Here is a 19,759-nt window from a genome sequence, read left to right as displayed (position 1 = left end):
GCTCAGCGGTCGGCCGTGAAGGGTCCCGTCGCGATGACGCAGAAGCGGTTGCCCTCCGTGTCCTCCAGGACGATCCAGTCGGCATCCGCGGGATAGCCGTGCCAATCGACCTCCCGCGCACCGAGCGCCCGCAGCCGCTGCACCTCGGCCGCCTGGTCCTCGGCGTACAGGTCGAGGTGGATGCGGGGCGGGTAGTGCTGCGGGTAGCCCGTGACGGACAGGGCGATGCTCGCCTCCCGTCCTGACCAGTGCGCCTTCTCCGGCGGGTCGAGGATCGTCCAGTCCTCCGACGGCGCGCTGCGGTGCCGATAGCCGAGCGCCGCGGTCCAGAACGCGCTCGCGCGGGCGATGTCTTCGACGGTCAGAACGATCGTGCCGATGCTCAGCATGCCCGCCATTGTCGCCGCCGGGGCCGACATCGGCCAGGGGCCTACAATGACTGCTCGTGGCAGCCAGCACCCGGAAGAAGCGCCCCCAGGGCGGATCGAAGAAGAAGCACCCCCGCGGGAACCCGCAGAAGGCGCACGTCCCGCGCGACCCGCGGGCGGTGACGCCGGCGACACTGGGCGACTGGATCGGCGCCGCGCGCCTGCGGACCCTTCCACTCGCGGTCACCCCCGTGCTCATCGGCACCGGCGCGGCGCTGCTCGTCGAGCCGCGGCTGCACTGGGTCATCTCGCTGGCCTGCCTGGTCGTCGCGGTCGCGCTGCAGATCGGCGTGAACTATGCCAACGACTACAGCGACGGCATCCGCGGCACCGACGATCACCGGGTGGGTCCCGCGCGGCTCACGGCTTCGCGCAAGGCCGCACCGCGCACCGTGCTCCTCGTCGCGCTGGTGTTCTTCGCGCTGGCTGCGATCGCCGGCCTCGCGGTCGTCGTCCGGACGCAGCACTGGTGGATGCTGCTGATCGGCGCCGCGGCCATCATCGCGGCCTGGTTCTACACGGGCGGCAAGCGCCCGTACGGGTACGCCGGACTCGGCGAGCTGTTCGTCTTCGTCTTCTTCGGCCTCGTCGCGACGATCGGGACGACCTTCGTGCAGGTCGGCATCGTGCCGCAGGAGGCCTGGTTCGGCGCGGTGGCGGCGGGGATGCTGGCGTGCGCCGTGCTGCTCGCGAACAACCTCCGCGACATCGACCAGGACCGCGTCGCGGGCAAGCGCACCCTCACGGTGCGGATCGGCAAGCGCGCGACCCAGGTGCTGTACACCGTGCTCGTCCTGCTGCCGTTCGGGATCGCCGTCGTCCTCGCGCTCGTCTACCCGATCGCCTGGCTGACGCTCCTCGCACTCATCCCGGCGGCCGCGGCCATCCTCATCGTCTGGACCTACCGTCTGCCGCGGGAGCTCGTCGTCGCCCTCGCGCTGACGTCGCTGACCTCGATCGCCGTCGGCGGCTTCCTGTTCTGGGCCTTCGCCGGCTGACGGGGACGACCGCGACGCGGCTCAGGCCGCGTCTTCGGCTTCTTCGTCGCTCGGCGCGGTGCGCTCCTGCGCGCGCCGACGGCGGAGCCCCGAGGTCATGTCATCCAGCGGCTTGCGCAGGAGGAGCAGCGACAGGCTGAGCCCGATCAGTGCCGCGAAGATGGCCGCCAGCCAGTAGTACTCGCGGAAGATCGGGAACAGCATCATGATCCCGAACGGCACGAGGAAGAACAGCAGACGCAGCACCGAGTAGACGAGGGCGGAGCGGGCGCGCATGCCTCCAGCTTACCGGCCGCCGACTCCCGCACCCCGGTCGCGCTTCCCCCGCCTAGGATGGAACCGTGGCGCGAGTCCTGCTTCCTCTGGCTCTGCTGCTGATCGCGTTCTGGGTCTTCAGCATCGTCGACTGTGCCCTCCAGCCGCCCACCCGCCACCGCGGCGTGAGCAAGCCCGTCTGGCTGCTCATCGTCATCCTGCTCCCCGTCGTCGGCGGCATCCTGTGGCTCGCGGTCGGCCGGACCAAGCCGCGCACGCCGCCGGTGTTCCGCGCTCCCGACGACAACCCCGACTTCCTCGGCCGCATCGGCACGATCAGCGATCAGGATGAGCGCATCCGGCGCCTCGAGGAGGAGCTCGCCGCCCTCGACGCCGAGGCCGAGGACCCGCCGCGCACGCCGCCGCAGCCCGGAAGCGCGACCGAGACCCCGTCCGAGGCCTCCGGCGACGGCGACTCCGACGAGCCGACCGGTCCGCGCGGCAGCCGCAGCTGAGATGACCGCGACCGCGAGCGCCGACCGCGCGCCGGCGACCGACGCCGCCGCTGCGCTGCTCGGACGACTCGTCGAGCGGGGCGTGCGGCATATCGTCGTGAGCCCCGGGTCGCGCTCGCAGGCCCTCGCGCTCGTCGCCGCCGAGCTCGAAGCGCGCGGCGCGGCACGGGTGCATGTGCGGATCGACGAGCGCGTCGCCGGCTTCACCGCGCTCGGCATCGGGCGCGAATCGCGGATGCCGGCGATCGTGCTCTGCACGTCGGGCACGGCCGCCGCGAACCTTCTGCCGGCGGCCCTCGAGGCCCATCACGCCGGCGTCCCGCTGCTGCTCCTCACCGCCGATCGCCCGCCCGAGCTCCGCGGCGTGGGCGCGAACCAGACGACCCGCCAGCCCGGCATGTTCGCCCCGAACACCCGGCTCGAAGCCGACCTGCCCGTCCCGGAAGAGGTCGACGACGACGGCACCGGCGAGCAGTCCGCGATGCTCCGGCAGATCGCCGACGACGCCCTCGCCGCGGCGCTCGGCGCGGGAGCCCGCTCGCCCGGCCCCGTCCACCTGAACCTCCCCTTCCGCGACCCGCTGGCCGGGGCCCTCCCGCCGTGGCTGGGGATGCCGGGGATCGAGCTCTCGGCATCCGTCGCCGACGACGACACCGTCGCGGATCCCGACGCCGATCCCGCGGCCCAGGAGCCGTCCGGCGCGCTGTATCAGGGCGGCGGCGGCATCGGCGAGGCCGATCAGCCGACCGACGCCGAAGACCATCCCCACGTCCTGGAGCGAGGTCCGCGCACGATCGTCGTCGCGGGCGCCGACGCGGGACCCGCCGCCGAAGCGCTCGCCCACGCGGGCGGCTGGCCGCTCGTGGCCGAGATCGTCAGCGGCGCGCGCTTCGGGCGCAATCTCGTGCACGGCTACCGGGGGCTCCTGGCCGACGAGCACCTGGGCGGCCGGATCGAGCGCGCCGTCGTGTTCGGGCATCCGACCCTCAGCCGCGAAGTCGTCGCCGTCCTCTCCCGCGACGACCTCGACGTGTTCGCGGTGCGCGGTCCCGGCGAGCCGCTGAATCTCAACGGCGCGACCACCGCCGTGGATGCCGTCGTCGCCGCGACCGGCGAGACCGACCGTGACTGGCTCGGCGGCTGGCTGCGCGCGTCGCGCGACGCGGCCGTCGACCTCACCCCCGCCGCCCCCGATGCCGACGCGCTCGCCTCGGCGGTCCCCGCGGAGCGGCTCGGCGCGATCGCCGCCGAACTGGACGTCATCCGCGCACCGCTGGACCGGCCCGCCCTCGTCGACGCGCTGTGGCGCGCGACCTGGCCGCACGACCGCCTCGTCTTCGCCTCCTCCCGTCTCGTGCGGGTCGCCGACCAGCTGCTCGGCGGCAAGAAGGTGCCGGTGCACTCCAACCGGGGTCTCGCCGGCATCGACGGGACCGTCGCGACGGCCCTGGGCATCGCCGCGGCCGCCCATGCCGCGGGCGTCGCCGGCATCACCCGGGTGCTCGTCGGCGACCTGGCCTTCCTGCACGACGTCGGTGCGCTGCTGCTCCCGCCGGGCGAGGGCGAGCCCCGCATCCAGATCGTGGTGGGCAACGACGGCGGCGGGACGATCTTCGACGGACTCGAGGTCGCCTCCGTGGCTCCCGCCGACGCGATGGACCGCGTGCTGTACACGCCGCAGGCGGTGCGCATCGAGCAGCTCGCGACGGCGTACGGCTGGGAGTATCAGCGCGTCACGACGCGCGCGGCGCTGGACCAGGCGCTGACGACCCCGGTCGGCGGGCGTCAGATCATCGAGGTCCCCCTGGTCCGCTGACCGGACGCTCGGCCATGATGTGTCCATGACCGCGAAGAGCCAGACGGAGTGGACCGGAGACCCGAGCGAGCTGATGCGGGTGGGGGAGGGCTTCCGTCTCGCCGACGTCGACGCCGACTCCACGCCCGGCTACGACGGGGGCAAGAAGGACGGTGCCGCCGACCTGGAGGCCGGCGCTGGTGAGCTCGACGAACTGCAGGAGCGCCTCTTCGCGCAGAGCCGCGTGATCGAGGACAGCCCGGCCGTGCTGCTGATCCTGCAGGCCATGGACTCGGCGGGGAAGGGCGGAATCGTCCGACACGTCATCGGTGCGACCGACCCGCAGGGGGCGCACCTGAAGGCGTTCAAGGCACCCACCGAGGAGGAGCGCGCGCACGACTTCCTGTGGCGGATCGAGAAGGAGGTGCCGCCGCCCGGCTTCATCGGTGTCTTCGACCGGTCGCACTACGAGGACGTGCTGATCGGGCGCGTCCGCGCGCTCGCGCCGCCGGAGGAGATCGAACGGCGCTACGACGCCATCAACGACTTCGAGGCGCGACTGGTCGAGCGGGGCATCCGCATCATCAAGGTCATGCTGCACATCTCGCCGGACGAGCAGAAGGCCCGGCTGATGGAGCGGCTCGAGCGGCCCGACAAGCACTGGAAGTACAACCCGGGCGACGTCGACGAGCGGCTGCGCTGGCCGCAGTACATGGACGCCTATCAAACGGTGTTCGAGCGCACGTCGACGCAGTACGCGCCCTGGCACGTCGTGCCCGCGAACGCGAAGTGGTACGCCCGCCTCGCGGTGCAGGCGCTGCTTCTGCAGGCGCTCGAGGACATCGACCCGCAGTGGCCGGCCGCCGACTTCGACGTCGACACGGAGAAGAAGCGGCTCGCGGCCAGCTGAGCTCGCGGCCCGGGGTCCGGAACCCCGTTCTCAGGGTGCGGTGCCGCGTGCCGCCCAGGCCGTCGCGGTGGTCCTGATCGGGCCCGAGCCGACGAGTTCCCAGGCCCGCATGCGCACCCGCTCGATCGTGGCGTCGTCGAGCCCGTCCAGCATCCGCCCCGTCGACCCGATGCCGAGCGCGTGCAGCTCCCACCACGCGTCGAAGTCGTCCGCGCCCTCCGTCACGGTGAGCTCCGTCTCGCGCACGTCCCGGCATCCCGCCGCCGTCAGCCGCGCGGCCAGGTCGCCGCGGAACGTGCCGGGGCGACGCGGCGACGGCGCGCGGTCCACGCTCTCGCGCACCGCCCGGAGGAACGGGGAGTGCGGGGCCCGATCGCCGTCGAAGTCCCATACGCACGCCGCCACGACGCCGCCGGAGCGCGTCACGCGGACCATCTCGGCGAACGCGGCATCCGGGTCGGCGAGGAAGTGCACGACCAATTCGCTTACGGTCGCGTCGAACGCGCCGTCGGCGAAGGGGAGCTCCTCCGCCCACGCGACGCGGGCATCCACGCCCGGCAGGCGGTCGCGCACCGTCGCGACGAACCCCTCGGCCGGATCGACCGCCGCGACCGCGGCCGGCCCGAGCCGATCCGCGAGGACGCGGGTCAGGGCGCCCGTCCCGCAGCCGACGTCGAGCGCGCGGGCCGGCGGGGCGATGCCCGCGACGTCGGCGAACAGGGCGCCGAGGGGCGCCGAGAACCGGCCCATGAACCGGTCGTAGTCCCCGGCCGCGACGTCCCCGAACGACATGCCCGGAGTCTAGGACCGTCAGGCGAGCGCGTCGATGATGGGCCGGAACTTGACGCGGGTCTCGAGCATCTCGGCCTCCGGGTCGCTGCCCGCCACGATGCCCGCGCCGGCGTGCGCCGTGAACGGGATGCGGTCGGCGGGGCCGGTCTCGAGGTCGAACTGCGCGCAGCGCAGCGCGATCGCCCACTCGCCGTCGCCGTGCGCGTCGATCCAGCCGACCGGGCCGGCGTAGCGCGCCCGGTCGAAGGGCTCGAGGCGCCGGATGAGCTCGATCGCGGACGGCGTCGGGGTGCCCGCGACGGCGGCGGTCGGGTGCAGGACTCCGAGCAGGTCGAGTGCCGACGCGTCGGCATCCAGGGCGCCCTCGACGTCCGTCGCGAGGTGCCAGACGTTCGGGAGCTTCAGCATGAACGGCTGCTCCTCGGCGACGAGGGCGCTCGTGTGCGGGCGCAGCGCGGCCAGCACGCTCTGCACCGCGTACTGGTGCTCGTCGAGGTCCTTCGCGCTCGTCGCGAGGGTGACGGAGGCCGCGGTGTCGGCGTCGGCGTCCGCGCCGCGGGCGATCGTGCCGGCGAGGACCCGCGCCGTCACCGTGCCGCCCGAGACGGTCACGAGCGTCTCCGGGCTCGCGCCGATGAGGCCGTCGACGGCGAACGTCCAGGTGTCGGGGTAGGCGGCTGCGAGAGCACGCACGAGCCGGCGGAGGTCGGAGCCGGCCGGGACGGAGCCGGCGAGGTCGCGCGCGAGCACGACCTTGCTGACCGCCCCTGCGCGGATCTCGTCGAGGCCGGCGCGGACGGCATCCTGATATCCGTCGGGCGTCAGCGTGCCGGGGCCGACCGTCGCGGACCAGTGCGGGCCGTACGGGGTCGGCTCGAGCGGGTCCTCGCGCTGCGTGTCCTCGACCCGGTGGATGCGGGTGACCCAGCTGCGGCCGTCGCGGCGGCCGAGGATCACCTCGGGCACGGTGAAGGAGGCCGTCGCCGCCGACTCGGCGTCGAACGGCAGGGTGCCGAAGGCGACCAGACCCGTGCCGGGGATGCCGACGGTGTCGTCGACCTCGGCCGCCGCGGTGACGTCATGCCACCACTGCGTGAGCACGGTGCCCTCACGCCGGGGTCTGCCCTGGAAGCTCACAGCCGAGCCGATGCCGACGAGCATGTCGCCGCGCCTCGACCACACCGTGGGATTGCGGGGCGACGCGTACTCGAGGAGGTCTTCGATCGCAGCGATCTCGCGGGTCACCGCTCGCAGCCGTGCGCGGCTGAACGAGGGGTCACTCACCCCTCCAGCCTATCGGCGCCGCCCGCCCCCGCGGCGGACCTGACAGACTCGCACCGTGACTGATCGCCCGGCCCCCGGCACGCCGCTCGCCTTCCGCTGGCGCAAGTGGGACGGCTCGCCGCACTGGGTGCACGAGTGCGTCTATCTCGGCGCCGATCAGTGGGGGGACTGGGTCGGCCAGCCCCCGGGTGCGCGCAGCGCCCGCCCGGGCCGCGAGGCCGTCGCGGAGGGCCCGAACGCCACCCTCATCCCGCCGAGCGGCGAGTACGCGGCGACCTTCAACCTCAGCCACCCGCGGGTGTGGATCTACATCGACATCGCGTGGGGTGTCGGCTGGGAGGGCGGTGAGCCGGTCGGCATCGACATGGACCTCGACGTCGTCAAGGCGCTCGACGAGCGCGGCATCTTCATCGACGACCGCGACGAGTGGGACGAGCACCGCGTCCGACACGGCTACCCGCCCGAGATCGTCGCGCGCCTCGAGCAGCTCGCGCTCGACCTGGAGGCACAGGTCACGGCGGCCGTCGCACCGTTCGACGAGGCCACCGCCGTCCGCTGGCTCGGGGTCCTCGCCGACATAGACTCGAACGGTGACTGACCAGCCGCATCGCGCCGATCTCGGCAAAGACCCCGCACGCGTGAGCGGCATGTTCGACGAGGTCGCGGCCGGTTACGACCGCACCAACACCGTCCTGAGCCTCGGCAACGACCGGCTCTGGCGGATCGCCACGACCCGCGCGATCGCCCCCAAGCCCGGCCAGAAGATCCTGGACCTCGCCGCCGGCACGGGCGCCAGCTCGGTCTCCCTCGCCCGCAGCGGCGCGGAGGTCGTCGCCGCCGACTTCTCTCCCGGCATGATCGCCGAGGGACAGCGCCGGCACAGCGGCATCCCGAACCTGCGCTTCGTCGAGGCGGACGCCACGGACCTGCCCTTCGCCGACGGGGAGTTCGACACCGTGACGATCTCGTTCGGGCTGCGCAACGTCAACGACCCGAAGAAGGCGCTCGCCGAGCTGCTGCGCGTGACGGCGCCCGGCGGCAAGCTCGTCATCTGCGAGTTCTCGCACCCGCCTCGCTCCGGCTTCCGCGCGCTCTACCGGTTCTACAACGACCGCATACTCCCCCTCGTCGCCCGCGGCGTCAGCTCGAACGCGGACGCGTACGACTACCTCAACGAGTCGATCCGCGACTGGCCCGACCAGGCGACGCTCTCCGGCTGGATCCGGGATGCCGGGTGGGTCGACGTGGCGCATCGCGACCTGTCCTTCGGCATCGTCGCGCTGCACCGCGCACACCGCCCGCGCAGCTGAGCCGAGCACCCCGCCCGGCCGACCGGGCCCGCGCGCACCCCGGTAGGCTGTCAGGGTGACCCCGCGATCCCACGCGTCCAGCTCGCAGCTGGCCAGCAGCCTCGGCATGACCGAGCGCATCTTCGTGGGGCCGCGGATGCGGAAGCTCGCCACCCATGTCGAGGACGGGCTCACCCGTGTCGAGGACACTCTGGCCGTCGAGCTGCGGGTCAGCGACGCGCTCGCCGACGCCACGACCCGCTACCTGTACGAGGCCGGCGGCAAGCGCCTGCGCCCCATGCTGACGCTGCTCACGGCGCAGCTCGGCGGGGGCGTGAACGACGACGTCATCTCCGGCGCCGCGGCGCTCGAGATGACCCACCTCGGGTCGCTGTACCACGACGACGTCATGGACGGCGCGGACGTCCGCCGCGGGGTGCCGAGCGCGCACGCCGTGTGGGGCAACAGCGTCGCCATCCTCACCGGCGACCTGCTCTTCTCCCGCGCGAGCCAGCTCATGGCGCAGATCGGCGAGCGGGCCATCCGCATGCAGGCCGACACGTTCGAGCGGCTGGTGCTCGGGCAGATGCACGAGACGGTCGGCGCGCAGCCGGGGGATGACCCCGTGGAGTTCTACATCCAGGTGCTCGCCGACAAGACCGGCTCGCTCATCGCCGCCGCCGCCCAGGCCGGCGTCGTGTTCTCCGGTGCGCCGGACGAGTACGAGCACGCCGTGCTGGAGTTCGGCGAGAAGGTCGGCGTCGCCTTCCAGCTGCTGGATGACGTCATCGATCTGTCGGCCGACCCCGAGGAGACCGGCAAGGTGCCCGGCACCGACCTGCGCGCCGGCGTCCCGACGATGCCGTACCTCCTGCTCGGCCGCGCCGCCGACCCCGCGTCGCGCGAACTGAAGGTGACGATCGACGACGGCGTCGCCCGCATCGCCGACGGCGCCGACCCCGCACTCCTGGACGATGCGCTCGGACGCCTGCGCGACCACGCCGCGACCGAGGCGACCCGTCGCCTCGCGCTGGAGTGGTCCGAGCAGGCCGTGGCAGCGCTCGCACCCCTGCCGGACGGACCCGTGCGCGACGCCCTCACGCGCTTCGCGCGCGTCGTCGTCGACCGTTCCAGCTGACATCGGGCGCTCGCCCGGCACCACCCTCGGAAGGACCCCATGACCAAGCTCAGGCTGGCCATCGTCGGCGCCGGACCCGCAGGCATCTACGCCGCGGACATCCTGCTGAAGGCGGAGCGGAAGTTCGACGTGTCGATCGACCTCTTCGACCAGCTGCCCGCCCCGTACGGGCTCGTCCGCTACGGCGTCGCCCCCGACCACCCCCGCATCAAGGGCATCATCACGGCGCTGCGCGACGTGCTCGACCGCGGCGACATCCGCATCTTCGGCAACGTCCGCTTCGGCGAGGACATCACCCTCGACGACCTCAAGCAGCACTACCACGCGGTCATCTTCTCCACCGGGGCGATCCGAGACGCCGACCTCGACATCGCCGGCATCGACGCAGCGGGCTCGTACGGCGCCGCGGACTTCGTCAGCTGGTACGACGGGCACCCCGACTTCCCCCGCGAGTGGCCGCTGGATGCGGCATCCGTCGCGGTGCTCGGCAACGGCAACGTCGCGCTCGACGTCGCCCGCATGCTCGCCAAGCACCCCGAGGATCTGCTCCCCACCGAGATCCCGGACAACGTCTTCGAGGGACTCAAGGCCTCGCCGGTCACCGACGTGCACGTCTTCGGGCGTCGCGGACCGGCCCAGGTGAAGTTCACGCCGCTCGAGCTGCGCGAGCTCGGCGAGCTGCGCGATGTCGACATGGTCGTCTACGACGAGGACTTCGACTACGACGAGGCCTCGCGCGCCGCGATCGCCTCGAACAAGCAGGTCATGGTCATCGACCGCGTGCTCCAGTCGTGGCGTCAGCGGCCGAGCGTCAACAACGCCGGCGGCGAGGCCAGCCGCCGCCTCCACCTGCACTTCTACGCGAAGCCCCTCGAGATCAGGAAGGATGCCGGCGGCCGCGTCGCCGCGCTCGTCTACGAGCGCACCCGTCCCGACGGCGAGGGCGGCGTGGTCGGCACCGGCGAGATCCGCGAGGTGGCGGTGCAGTCGCTGTACCGCGCGGTCGGCTACTTCGGCTCGCCGCTGCCCGGCGTCCCGTTCGACAAGCGGCACGGCGTCATTCCGAACCACGAAGGCCAGGTGCTCCGCAAGGACTCCAACGAGCGCGTCCCCGGCGTCTACGCGACCGGCTGGATCAAGCGCGGCCCCGTCGGCCTCATCGGCCACACGAAGTCCGACGCCATGGAGACGATCCGGCACCTCATCAACGACCAGGGCTCCTGGTGGCAGCCCGTCGACCCGTCCGAGGCGGCCATCCTCACGCTCCTCGCGTCGCGGGGCGTGCGGTGGACCGACCTCGAGGGCTGGCACCGGCTCGACCAGCACGAGGTCGCGCTCGGCGCTCCGCAGGAGCGCGCGCGGGTGAAGGTCGTGGACCGCGACGAGATGGTCCGGGTCTCGCGGGGGGAGTGAAGGCACGCGCGTCGGACCTTCCGATACGCGCTCTCGTCGGCAGGATCCACGCAGCGCCCGATTAGGCTGGCTCACCGGAGGTGCCCTTGTCCGACCCGAACGCCGATCCGCGCACGGAGTCCACCGAGAACGAGGACGGCGGCCTCGACTCGACCACCGCGTGGCTCGAGAAGATCATTCGCGACCCGATGGCGGATGCCGTGACCGGCCGGGTGCGGGTGCTGTCGGCGTCCGAGCCCGCCCGGCGAGGGCGGTATCAGGAGTGCCAGGTCGAACTGGCCGTGGAAGCCCCCGGCATCCCGACGACGGTGGCCCGTCAGTCCCTCGTCTTCCCGCGCAATCGGTGGCCGCGGGCCGGCGACATCGTGCCGGCGCGGATCTCCCGCTCGCAGCCCGACGCGCTGGAGGCGGACTGGGACCGGCTCAGCCCGCGTTGATCCCGCGGGGCTTGGTTCGCACGAGCCAGTGGCCGGTCGACTTCCCCCACCCGTACTGCGCGTTCCAGTGCGATGCAGCGCCGAAGCGGCTGCCGGTGCTGAGGGCGACGTGGACGCCGTGACGGGCAAACCCCACGATGTCGGCGCGATCATCGCCGTTGACGTCGGCGACGCCGCGCGGCATGACGCCGAGGGTCCACTCCGTCGATCCGTAGTCCGTGGTCCACCGTGCCGCTGAGGTGAAAGCGGACCCGGTGTTGCGCGCCACCCAGGCGCCGCCCGTGCGGAGTCCGACGATATCGGGCCTGCCGTCGCCGTTGACGTCGGCGAGGACGCGCGGATCGCGGGTCGTCTGCCATCCCCGCGATCCGGACGACAGCCCGAAGCTCGTGGTCCAGCGGCGGGCGGTGGCGAAGGACGAGCCCGTGTTCAGGGCGACGTACACCCCGTCGCGGCCGAAGCCGACGACATCGGGTCGGCCGTCGGCGTTCATGTCCGTCAGCTGTCGGGGGGTCACATCCACGCGCCAGCCCCGATCGAGTCCGAATGCCGCGCTCCACGACCTCGGCGCGGCGAACCCGTCGCCCGTGCTGAGGGCGACCTGCACACCCGACGCGCCGAAGCCGATGAGATCGGCCCGGCCGTCGCCGTTGACATCCCGCACGAACCGCTGATGACGCGTCGTATCCCAGGAGCCTGCGGCCTCCCCTCCCATGGCGTTCGACCACCGGCGCGGCGCCCCGAACGCACCACCCGTGTTGAGCGACACGGACACGCCGTACTTGCCGAAGCCGATGATGTCGCGCAGACCGTCGCCGTTGACGTCGGCGAGGGTGCGCACGTGCCCGGACAGCGACCAGCCGGAGCCCGCGCTGAAGGCGGTCGTCCATCGGCTGGGCGACCCGAAGCCTCCACTTCCGTTGCCGCGGGCCACGAACACCCCCGAACCGCCGAATCCGACGATGTCCGGTGCTCCGTCGCCCGTGACATCCATCACCGTGCGCAGCGACGTCGACGTCGACCATCCGGTCTCGGTGCCGAAGCTCGACAGAGCCCGGGTCGCGGTCGTGAACACGGATCCGGTGCTGCGGCTGACCATGACGCCCGTGGTGTCGAAGGCGACGATGTCTGCTCGCCCATCGCTGTTCAGATCCGTGTCCCACGGGTTGACCTCGGCGCGGTCGTCGATGCCGTTGCCGTTGGCGTCGGGAAGAACCGCCTTCGGACTGGACGGGCCGATCCGCGTGGATGCGGTGAGGCAGCACGTCACGCGCTCCGAGGTCAGCACCCGCGCCCCCGACATGTCGCGCCACACGCCGTTGTACGCGCCGCTCGAGTCGTAGAGCTCGTAACGGTCGAACTGGATGCCGCTCACGGGGATGTACTGCCGCTTGCCGCTCGGAACGTCGACGACCTCGTTGAGGATCGAGAGGTGGACGTGAGGGCTCGAGCCGGGTGTTCCGCCACAGGGAAGGGTCTGGCCGGCCAAGCCCAGAGCGGCACCCGCCTCCACCCACTTGCCGACCAGCGCGGAGTTCGCGCTCCGCAGGTGGTAGTACTCCGACATCCATCCGCCGCCGTGGTCGATCCCGAGGAACCAGCCACCCGCGCAGGACACCCGGTACACCTGTCCGGCGGCGACCGCGCGCACGACGGTGGTGCTCGACCCGAGCGGGGCGAAGTCGATGGCCCCCTCGTGGATCCCGTCGCTGTCGGCGTGCGGACCACTGGCGCCCCAGCGCTTGCCGGGCGCCCACGGGAAGTGGAAGACCGGCTGAGGCCCGTAGGAGCTGGACAGGCGCGTTGTCGGGACGGTCGGCACGCCCGGGTCGACCGTCCTCGTCGGAAGCTCCCGCGTGAGGGGCATCGTCGGCCCGTCGGTCTCCAGGTGCTCGTGGTCCTCGTCGCCGGGAAGCGGGGACGAGGTGGGCAACGGCTTCGGGAGGTCGCCGGCCGTCGCCGTCGGCGTCGGCGTCGGCGTCGGCGTGGGTGTGGCCGTCGCCGCAGGCTCCGCTGTCGCGGTCGGTGTCGCGGTCGGTGCGGGAGACGTCGTCACGGCGCCGCCAGAGGTCGCGTCGGCGGGCATCGCGGGCAGCGGGACCAACGACAGCGCGAGCGCTCCGGCAATCGACAAGCCGACGATTCTGCTCTTCGTTCCGCGCATCCGCCCTCTCCGGGGTCACCCCAGACCTGATCCCCAGATTAGGTCAGCACCCAGCCTGACGGCACAGGCTTGATTACTGGCGCGCTCCGCGCTAGCGGTAGTTGACGAACTGCAGGTCGACGTCGAGGTCGGCCGCCTTCAGCAGGCGCTGCACTTCCTGCAGGTCGTCGCGGCTCTTGGACTGCACACGCAGCTCGTCGCCCTGGATCTGGGACTTCACCGACTTCGGCCCCTCGTCGCGGAGGAGCTTGCCGATCTTCTTCGCGATCTCCTGCGAGATCCCCTCCTTCAGCGTGGAGGTGATCCGATACTCCTTGCTGCCCGCGACCGGGTCGCCGGTCTCGAGGCTCTTCAGCGAGATGCCGCGCTTGATGAGCTTGGTCTGGAAGACATCGAGCACGGCCTTGGCCCGCTCCTCGGTGTTCGCCTTGATCAGGATGGCCTCGCCGCTCCACTCGATGGCGGCGTCGGTGCCCTTGAAGTCGTAGCGCTGCTCGACCTCCTTGCGGGCCTGGTTGAGGGCGTTGTCCGCCTCCTGGCGGTCGATCTTGGACACGATGTCGAAGGAGCTGTCAGCCATGGCGCCGATTCTAGCCGGGAGCCCTCATCCCGGGCGCGACCCGACCCCGCCCGCCCGAGGGTTCGTAGACTGTCGGGATGCAGACCCTGACTGAAGAGCAGGTACGCGCGGCCCTCGTCAACGCGTCGCCGGAGGAGCAGGAGCGGCTTGCCGTTCCGGTGGACTTCGCCCTGGTCGACTGGGATCACCTCGACTTCCTCGCCTGGCGCGACCCCCGCACGCGCGGCCGCGGCTACGTGCTCACGGAGCTCGACGGCCGACTCACCGGGATCGTCCTGCGGGCCACCGACGGCTCCGGCCACGGCCGCCCCGCTCTGTGCAACATCTGCCACACGATGCAGCCCGGCGATCAGGTCGCGCTGTTCACCGCCCGCAAGGCAGGGGACGCCGGCATCCGCGGCGACAGCGTCGGCACCTACGTCTGCGCGGACCTGTCCTGCCACGAGAACGTGCGGCTCGCCGCGCCGCTCGCTCCGAACGAGATCCGGGCCTCCGTCGACCGTCGCATCGACGGCACCCGGCGCCGTGTGGAGTCCTTCGTGGAGCGCGTCGCCGCGGGGGCGGACCGCGTGGTTTGAGTGCCTCGCCACGGCAGGTAATATGGTTGATCGCGCCTCCGGTCGACTGCACAAGCCGGGCGGGTGCGCACCCGGCGAGTTACCCAAGCGGCCAAAGGGATCTGACTGTAAATCAGACTGCACTGCATTCGGGGGTTCGAATCCCTCACTCGCCACCACGGGGACGACGAGAAGGACCGCAGAGGAATCTGCGGTCCTTCGTCGTTCCGGGCGACGCGGTATCCGCGAATCCGATAGTGCGGATAGCGGATGTCACCTTCCATGACGCGCGCCGCGGCCCCAGATTCGAACGGGGAGGGCGCTGCTGCTCCCGACATCATCTCGAGGGAGCGGACGATCTCGTCGGCGCCCGACCCGGATTGGACGCGTCGTGACGGCACTCGGAATCCTCCGCGTCGAACAGCTGGATCGTCCGCTCGGCGTGTGGACCGCGCGCCCGCGGTTCTCGTGGCAGGTGGTCACGACGACGAAGGTCGATCTGATCCAGACGGCGTACGAGCTGGAGGTGGAGGCGGTCGGTGGCCGCGGCTCTGCGCGTCGCTCCGGCCGGATCGAGTCGCGCGACTCCGTGCTCGTCGAGCTCGACGGCTTCGAGGCGGAGACGGCCACCGCGTACCGCTGGCGGGTGCGGTGCTGGACGAACGCGTCGGCCGATCCGACCGCGTGGGGCGGAGTCCACGTTCGAGACGACGCTGCTGAGCGCCGATGACTGGCGCGCGCGGTGGATCGAGCCCGAGCAGGTCTCCGTGAGAGAAGACGGCGCGGCGGACTTCCGCGAGCTCTTCAGCCTGCGCATCGACAGTCCGCCCGAGGAGCGACTGCTGCCGGCGCCCTACCTGCGACAGCGGTTCCACCTCGCGCACTACCCCGTACGCGCCCGCCTCTACGCCACCGCCCACGGCATCTACCATGCCGAACTCAACGGCGAGCCGGTCTCGGATGAGGTGTTCGCACCCGGCGTGGAGAGCTACGACATCCACCTGTCGTTCCAGACCTACGACGTCACCGACCATCTGGCGTTGGGCGAGAACGTGCTGGGCGTCGTTTTGTCGGACGGCTGGTACGCCGGGCGCGTCGGGATCCTCGGAGCGAGCAAGGGCTACGGCGACCGGCTGAAGGCGATCTGGCAGCTCGAGGTCGAGTACGCCGACGGCACGACGCAGACGATCGCCTCGGATGGGTCGGCGGTCTCGTCGACCGAGGGCCCCATCCGGTATGCGGACCTCGCGGTCGGTGAGGCATACGACGCCCGGATCGACTGGAACGGCTGGAGCACCGCCGTCTTCGATGACTCCGCATGGGCTCCCGTGACCGAAGTCGACCTCGAGCAATCGCTCGTGCCGTTCGTCGGCGAACCCGTGCGCCGCGTGCTCGAGGTGCCGGCCGTGGAGATCATCCGCACCCCCGCCGGCGAGACCGTCGTCGACTTCGGGCAGGTCATCGCCGGGCGCGTGCGCTTCCGGGTGCGGGGTGGCCGCGGGCACGTCGTCCGCCTCGAACACTCCGAGGTCCTCGATCGGCACGGCAACTACTTCCACAACATCGTCGGCCCGAACAAGGACCAGACGGACGTCTACACGCTCGCCGGCGATCCGGACGGCGAGAGCTCCGCTCGCTCCTCCACGGCGCCGTCCGTCGCTGGGGGCGGATCGACACGGTCGTCGCCAACGCCGGGGCTGCACTGGATGATCCGAACGCGACCGATCACGATGAGACGCTGGAGCGGATGCTGTCCCTGCATGTGCGTTCGGTCGCCCGCCTCGCGGACATCGCCCTCCCGGTGATGGCGGACACCGGGGGTGGATCGTTCGTCGTGATGTCGAGCATCGCCGGCCTGCGCGGCAACCGCATCCTCACGGGCTACGGGGTCAGCAAGGCCGCCAATGCGCAGATCGCACGGAATCTCGCCGTCCAATGGGGGAGTCGGGGCATTCGCGCGAACGCGATCTCGCCCGGCGTGATCGCCACCGATTTCGCGCGTCCGATCACCGACGACGCCGACGCGGCTCCCGTGCGGCTGGCGAAGACGCCGCTCGGGCGGTTCGGCACGCCCGCCGAGGTCGCGGGCGCGGTCGTCTGGCTGGCGTCGGCCGCCGGCGCGTTCGTGACGGGGCAGAACATCGTGATCGACGGCGGCACGCTGATCTCGGACTGACGCGTCTCAGGCCGCCGCGCGGCGCGGGAATGAATTCGCCGACCATGAAGTTGTAGATACAACAGAAGACATTCGCCGCACTCCCGGAGACCGCCATGACGAACCCGCAGACCACGTCGACACCCGACCGCATCCTCAACCCGCAGACCGGGATGGATGCCGTCACGCTCCGCGTCGGCGATCTCGAGCTGATGTCCTCCTACTACGCCGGAGCGCTGGCGCTCACGCCGCTCGAGGAGCGCGCCCGGGGCCCCGAGGTGCACCGCGTGCTCGGTCGCGGCGACACCCCGATGGTGCGGCTCATCAGCACGCCCGCGCTCCCGGCGGTGGACCCGCGGCAGGCGGGCCTCTTCCACACCGCGTTCCTGTTCGACGACGCGGCCGCGCTCGCCGCGACGGTGCTCCGCGCCGCGCAGGACCCGCGCAGCCGCTTCACCGGGTCGAGCGACCACCTCGTGAGCGAGGCCTTCTACTTCACCGACCCGGAGGGCAACGGCATCGAGCTGTACGTCGACCGCGCCCGCGACGCGTGGCAGTACGTGAACGGCGAGCTGCAGATGTCGACGCTCTACCTCGACCCCAACGAGTACCTCCAGCGGCACCTGAGCGATGCCGCCGTGGCGGGCGTCGCCGAGGCCGGCGGCATCGTCGGGCACGTACACCTTCAGGTGGGCGACATCCGCACCGCCCGAGCCTTCTACGTCGACGCACTCGGCTTCGAGGTGACCGTCGCCACCTACCCGGGCGCCCTCTTCGCGTCCGCCGGCGGCTACCACCACCACGTCGCCATGAACACGTGGAACAGCGGCGGGGCGGGGCCGCGCGCCGCGAGCCTGGGGCTCGGCAATGTCGCGATCACGGTCCCGACCCGCGATGACCTCGATGCCCTCGCGGCGCGCCTCACGCACCACAAGCTCGCCTTCGCGGACGACGGACGCCGCATCGTCCTCTCCGACCCGTGGGACACGCAGGTCACGGTGGCGCTCCCCGGCGACGGCGTCGACGACATCCTCGCGCGCTGATGCTGCACGCCGTCGCCTCTCCCGAATGGGCGGACTCCGCCGATCCCGCCGTCGCCGTCTTCCTGCACGGCTACGGGTCCGACGAGCGGGATCTCCTCGCGCTGGTGTCCGCACTGCCGCCGGGGCTGCCGTGGGCATCGCTGCGCGCCCCGATCGCGCTCGGCCCCGGGGCGCACGCCTGGTTCCGCATCACCGAGCCCGGGAACCCCGACCCGGCGCCGGTGGCGGCCGCGACCGACGCCATCTGGGCGTGGGTGGACGAGGAGCTCCCCGCCTCGACCCGGGTGATCCCGATCGGGTTCTCGCAGGGCGGCCTGATGGCATCCCAGCTCCTGCGCACCGCACCGGACCGCGTCCTCGCGCCGGTCATCCTCGGCGGCTTCGTCCAGGCGGCTCCCCAGCCCGCCGACGCGGCACTGACGCGGACGCTCCCCGCCGTGTTCTCTGGGCGCGGCGAGGAGGACCGGGTCATCGCGGCGGCGGCCGTCGCGCGCACCGAGACCTGGCTCGACGCCCACACCACGGCCACCGCCCGCCGGTATCCGGGCCTCGCGCACGGCATCGACGCGCGCGAACTGGCCGACGTGCGGGAGTTCCTGGCGCAGCAGCTCGCGGCCGCCGGGCGATGACGGCCGCGACGGCCTTCGAGATCGGCATCTGCACGTTCGGCGAGCTCACGCGCCGTGCATACGGGGCGGGCGATCCGTGCTGATGACGGGCTGAGTCAGCTCGACGATGCGCGCTCAGAGGCGGCGAACCCGACGCGATTCTGCGGGTCGAGGCGGTCGACGAGCGGCTCCAGGACGCCGACCAGCGCCTGCAGCTCCGCAGGGGACAGGCGGTCGATGACGAGCTGCTTCACCAGGGCGATATGCGCGGGGACGGCGCGGACGAGTTCCCGGCGCCCCGCGGTCGTGAGGTGCACGTTGACGACGCGGGCGTCGCCGTCGCCGCCGAGCCGTTCGACGAGTCCGCGCTCCGCGAGTTTTCCGACCACGCGGGACAGACGCGGCATCGTCGCGTTCACCGCCGCCGCGAGGTCCTTCGTGCGCAGCGACACGCCGTTGGCCTGCTGCAGGGTGCTCAGCACCATGAACTCGAAGTGCGTGATGCCCGAGTCGGCCTGCAGCTGGGCGTCGAGGGCAGCCGGCAGCAGCTCCGCCGTCCACACGAGCGCGAGCCACGCTCGGGACTCGAGCGCATCCATCCGGGGAACCTGGTAGGCCATGACCGTCCGAGTCTATCGACGGGAATAGATGCAGCTACAACCAAGTTGGATTAATTAGTTGCAACTGCAACCTTCTATCTCTGTGGAGGACGACATCATGGCAAACATCTCCGTCATCGGAACCGGCAACATGGGCTCGGCGATCGCGAGCATCTCGGCGAAGGGCGGGGCGTCCGTGCAGATCGTCGCCCGCGACGCCGCGAAGGCGCAGCAGCTCGCCGCGCAGGTCGACGGAAGCGCCGCGGCCTTCGGCGACGCGCTGACCGGCGACATCGTCGTCCTGGCGCTGCCCTACCCCGCGCTCGCCGACGTCGCATCGACGTACGGCGCGCAGCTCGAGGGCAAGACGGTCATCGATGTGACGAACCCCGTCGACTTCGCGACCTTCGACGGCCTCACGGTTCCCGCCGACTCTTCGGCGGCGGCGGAACTGCAGCAGGCACTGCCTGGCGCGAAGGTCGTCAAGGCATTCAACACCAACTTCGCCGCCACGCTCTTCTCCGGCGAGGTCGGCGGTGTGCCGACGACCGTCGTGATCGCCGGCGACGACGACGCGGCGAAGACGCAGCTGACCGAGGTCATCTCGGCCGGTGGCGTCACGGTCGCCGACGCGGGCGGACTCTCGCGCGCACGGGAGCTGGAGGCGGTCGGATTCCTGCAGATGGTGCTCGCCGTCCGCGAGCAGGTCGCCTGGACCGGCGGATTCGCCGTCCGCGCCTGACCCCGCGCCGATCCCGCGCGGGCTCCCGCCGGAGCCGGCGCCGTGCCCCCGCCGAGC

Annotated in this window: 22 protein-coding genes, 1 tRNA gene and 1 pseudogene; 17 read left to right on the top strand and 7 right to left on the bottom strand. The window is 71.8% G+C overall.

Translation table 11 applies throughout. The features are described from left to right. Positions 1–2 precede the first annotated feature (2 nt). Complete coding sequence (locus QZL85_RS05230; protein ID WP_295574510.1) at positions 3–389, bottom strand: VOC family protein; 387 nt, start codon at positions 387–389, stop codon at positions 3–5. A 56-nt stretch (positions 390–445) separates the two neighbouring features. Between QZL85_RS05230 and QZL85_RS05225 the strand changes: the two genes are divergently transcribed. Next, positions 446–1,426, top strand: coding sequence for a 1,4-dihydroxy-2-naphthoate polyprenyltransferase (locus tag QZL85_RS05225; protein WP_295574507.1), 981 nt, complete (start codon positions 446–448; stop codon positions 1,424–1,426). Between the two features lie 21 nt (positions 1,427–1,447). On the opposite strand, the gene QZL85_RS05220 is transcribed toward QZL85_RS05225, so the two are convergent. Next, positions 1,448–1,702: a DUF4229 domain-containing protein gene (locus QZL85_RS05220; RefSeq protein ID WP_295574505.1), complete on the bottom strand. Its 255-nt coding sequence runs from the start codon at positions 1,700–1,702 to the stop codon at positions 1,448–1,450. Between the two features lie 65 nt (positions 1,703–1,767). Between QZL85_RS05220 and QZL85_RS05215 the strand changes: the two genes are divergently transcribed. The 3 genes from QZL85_RS05215 to QZL85_RS05205 are packed head-to-tail and all read left to right on the top strand — an operon-like array spanning position 1,768 to position 4,901. Further along, positions 1,768–2,196, top strand: a complete 429-nt coding sequence (locus tag QZL85_RS05215; RefSeq protein ID WP_295574502.1) for a PLD nuclease N-terminal domain-containing protein — start codon at positions 1,768–1,770, stop codon at positions 2,194–2,196. 1 nt (position 2,197) lies between these two features. Then, positions 2,198–4,012 (top strand): 2-succinyl-5-enolpyruvyl-6-hydroxy-3-cyclohexene-1-carboxylic-acid synthase, encoded by a 1,815-nt coding sequence (gene menD, locus QZL85_RS05210; protein ID WP_295574500.1) that lies wholly within the window; start codon positions 2,198–2,200, stop codon positions 4,010–4,012. Positions 4,013–4,037: 25 nt separating this feature from the next. Beyond that, complete coding sequence (locus tag QZL85_RS05205; RefSeq protein ID WP_295574497.1) at positions 4,038–4,901, top strand: polyphosphate kinase 2 family protein; 864 nt, start codon at positions 4,038–4,040, stop codon at positions 4,899–4,901. A 30-nt stretch (positions 4,902–4,931) separates the two neighbouring features. On the opposite strand, the gene QZL85_RS05200 is transcribed toward QZL85_RS05205, so the two are convergent. Together QZL85_RS05200 and QZL85_RS05195 are read right to left on the bottom strand one after the other, a co-directional pair. Next, positions 4,932–5,693 carry a class I SAM-dependent methyltransferase gene (locus QZL85_RS05200; RefSeq protein ID WP_295574495.1) on the bottom strand — a complete coding sequence of 254 codons (762 nt, stop codon included), beginning with the start codon at positions 5,691–5,693 and terminating at the stop codon, positions 4,932–4,934. A gap of 18 nt (positions 5,694–5,711) precedes the next feature. Next, positions 5,712–6,977 carry an isochorismate synthase MenF gene (locus QZL85_RS05195; RefSeq protein ID WP_295574493.1) on the bottom strand — a complete coding sequence of 422 codons (1,266 nt, stop codon included), beginning with the start codon at positions 6,975–6,977 and terminating at the stop codon, positions 5,712–5,714. Between the two features lie 55 nt (positions 6,978–7,032). Here QZL85_RS05195 and QZL85_RS05190 point away from each other — a divergent pair, with 55 nt between their 5' ends. From QZL85_RS05190 to QZL85_RS05170, 5 genes are all read left to right on the top strand, one after another. Continuing rightward, a complete protein-coding gene (locus tag QZL85_RS05190; RefSeq protein WP_295574490.1) occupies positions 7,033–7,575 on the top strand; it encodes a DUF402 domain-containing protein in 543 nt (180 codons plus the stop codon). Continuing rightward, complete coding sequence (locus QZL85_RS05185) at positions 7,568–8,287, top strand: class I SAM-dependent methyltransferase (protein WP_295574488.1); 720 nt, start codon at positions 7,568–7,570, stop codon at positions 8,285–8,287. Before QZL85_RS05190 ends, QZL85_RS05185 begins: the two co-directional genes overlap by 8 nt. Positions 8,288–8,393: 106 nt before the next feature. Further along, positions 8,394–9,404 (top strand): polyprenyl synthetase family protein, encoded by a 1,011-nt coding sequence (locus QZL85_RS05180; RefSeq protein WP_295575638.1) that lies wholly within the window; start codon positions 8,394–8,396, stop codon positions 9,402–9,404. Between the two features lie 39 nt (positions 9,405–9,443). Beyond that, positions 9,444–10,817, top strand: a complete 1,374-nt coding sequence (locus QZL85_RS05175; RefSeq protein WP_295574484.1) for an FAD-dependent oxidoreductase — start codon at positions 9,444–9,446, stop codon at positions 10,815–10,817. An 80-nt stretch (positions 10,818–10,897) separates the two neighbouring features. Beyond that, on the top strand, positions 10,898–11,254 hold the full coding sequence (locus QZL85_RS05170) for a hypothetical protein (protein WP_295574481.1): 357 nt from the start codon (positions 10,898–10,900) through the stop codon (positions 11,252–11,254). Here QZL85_RS05170 and QZL85_RS05165 read toward each other — a convergent pair. Both QZL85_RS05165 and QZL85_RS05160 read right to left on the bottom strand, forming a co-directional pair. Continuing rightward, complete coding sequence (locus QZL85_RS05165) at positions 11,241–13,388, bottom strand: FG-GAP-like repeat-containing protein (RefSeq protein ID WP_295574479.1); 2,148 nt, start codon at positions 13,386–13,388, stop codon at positions 11,241–11,243. The genes QZL85_RS05170 and QZL85_RS05165 overlap by 14 nt on opposite strands. Before the next feature lie 121 nt (positions 13,389–13,509). Then, the gene (locus QZL85_RS05160; protein WP_295574476.1) at positions 13,510–13,998 is read right to left on the bottom strand and encodes a YajQ family cyclic di-GMP-binding protein; all 489 of its coding nucleotides are present in this window, start codon (positions 13,996–13,998) and stop codon (positions 13,510–13,512) included. Between the two features lie 77 nt (positions 13,999–14,075). Here QZL85_RS05160 and QZL85_RS05155 point away from each other — a divergent pair, with 77 nt between their 5' ends. The 7 genes and pseudogenes from QZL85_RS05155 (at position 14,076) to QZL85_RS05125 (ending at position 18,382) form a co-directional block, all read left to right on the top strand. Next, a complete protein-coding gene (locus tag QZL85_RS05155; RefSeq protein ID WP_295574474.1) occupies positions 14,076–14,576 on the top strand; it encodes an FBP domain-containing protein in 501 nt (166 codons plus the stop codon). Between the two features lie 73 nt (positions 14,577–14,649). Beyond that, positions 14,650–14,734: transfer RNA gene (locus tag QZL85_RS05150), tRNA-Tyr, on the top strand. Between the two features lie 212 nt (positions 14,735–14,946). Then, positions 14,947–15,285, top strand: a complete 339-nt coding sequence (locus QZL85_RS05145; protein WP_295574471.1) for a hypothetical protein — start codon at positions 14,947–14,949, stop codon at positions 15,283–15,285. A 37-nt stretch (positions 15,286–15,322) separates the two neighbouring features. Continuing rightward, positions 15,323–16,168, top strand: a pseudogene (locus tag QZL85_RS05140) (family 78 glycoside hydrolase catalytic domain); the annotation flags it as partial. A gap of 56 nt (positions 16,169–16,224) precedes the next feature. Continuing rightward, positions 16,225–16,731 carry an SDR family NAD(P)-dependent oxidoreductase gene (locus QZL85_RS05135; RefSeq protein WP_295575635.1) on the top strand — a complete coding sequence of 169 codons (507 nt, stop codon included), beginning with the start codon at positions 16,225–16,227 and terminating at the stop codon, positions 16,729–16,731. A gap of 95 nt (positions 16,732–16,826) precedes the next feature. Then, on the top strand, positions 16,827–17,753 hold the full coding sequence (locus QZL85_RS05130; protein ID WP_295574470.1) for a VOC family protein: 927 nt from the start codon (positions 16,827–16,829) through the stop codon (positions 17,751–17,753). Beyond that, on the top strand, positions 17,753–18,382 hold the full coding sequence (locus tag QZL85_RS05125) for an alpha/beta hydrolase (RefSeq protein ID WP_295574467.1): 630 nt from the start codon (positions 17,753–17,755) through the stop codon (positions 18,380–18,382). Before QZL85_RS05130 ends, QZL85_RS05125 begins: the two co-directional genes overlap by 1 nt. 95 nt (positions 18,383–18,477) lie before the next feature. Here QZL85_RS05125 and QZL85_RS05120 read toward each other — a convergent pair whose 3' ends face one another. Further along, a complete protein-coding gene (locus QZL85_RS05120) occupies positions 18,478–18,981 on the bottom strand; it encodes a MarR family winged helix-turn-helix transcriptional regulator (RefSeq protein WP_295574463.1) in 504 nt (167 codons plus the stop codon). A gap of 97 nt (positions 18,982–19,078) precedes the next feature. Between QZL85_RS05120 and QZL85_RS05115 the strand changes: the two genes are divergently transcribed. After that, on the top strand, positions 19,079–19,702 hold the full coding sequence (locus tag QZL85_RS05115; protein WP_295574460.1) for an NADPH-dependent F420 reductase: 624 nt from the start codon (positions 19,079–19,081) through the stop codon (positions 19,700–19,702). Positions 19,703–19,759: the final 57 nt, after the last annotated feature.

It is taken from the genome of uncultured Microbacterium sp., assembly GCF_900078385.1.
GTDB lineage: Bacteria > Actinomycetota > Actinomycetes > Actinomycetales > Microbacteriaceae > Microbacterium.
Note: the sequence above shows the minus strand (reverse complement) of the source record. Positions and strands in the feature narration are given on the sequence as shown.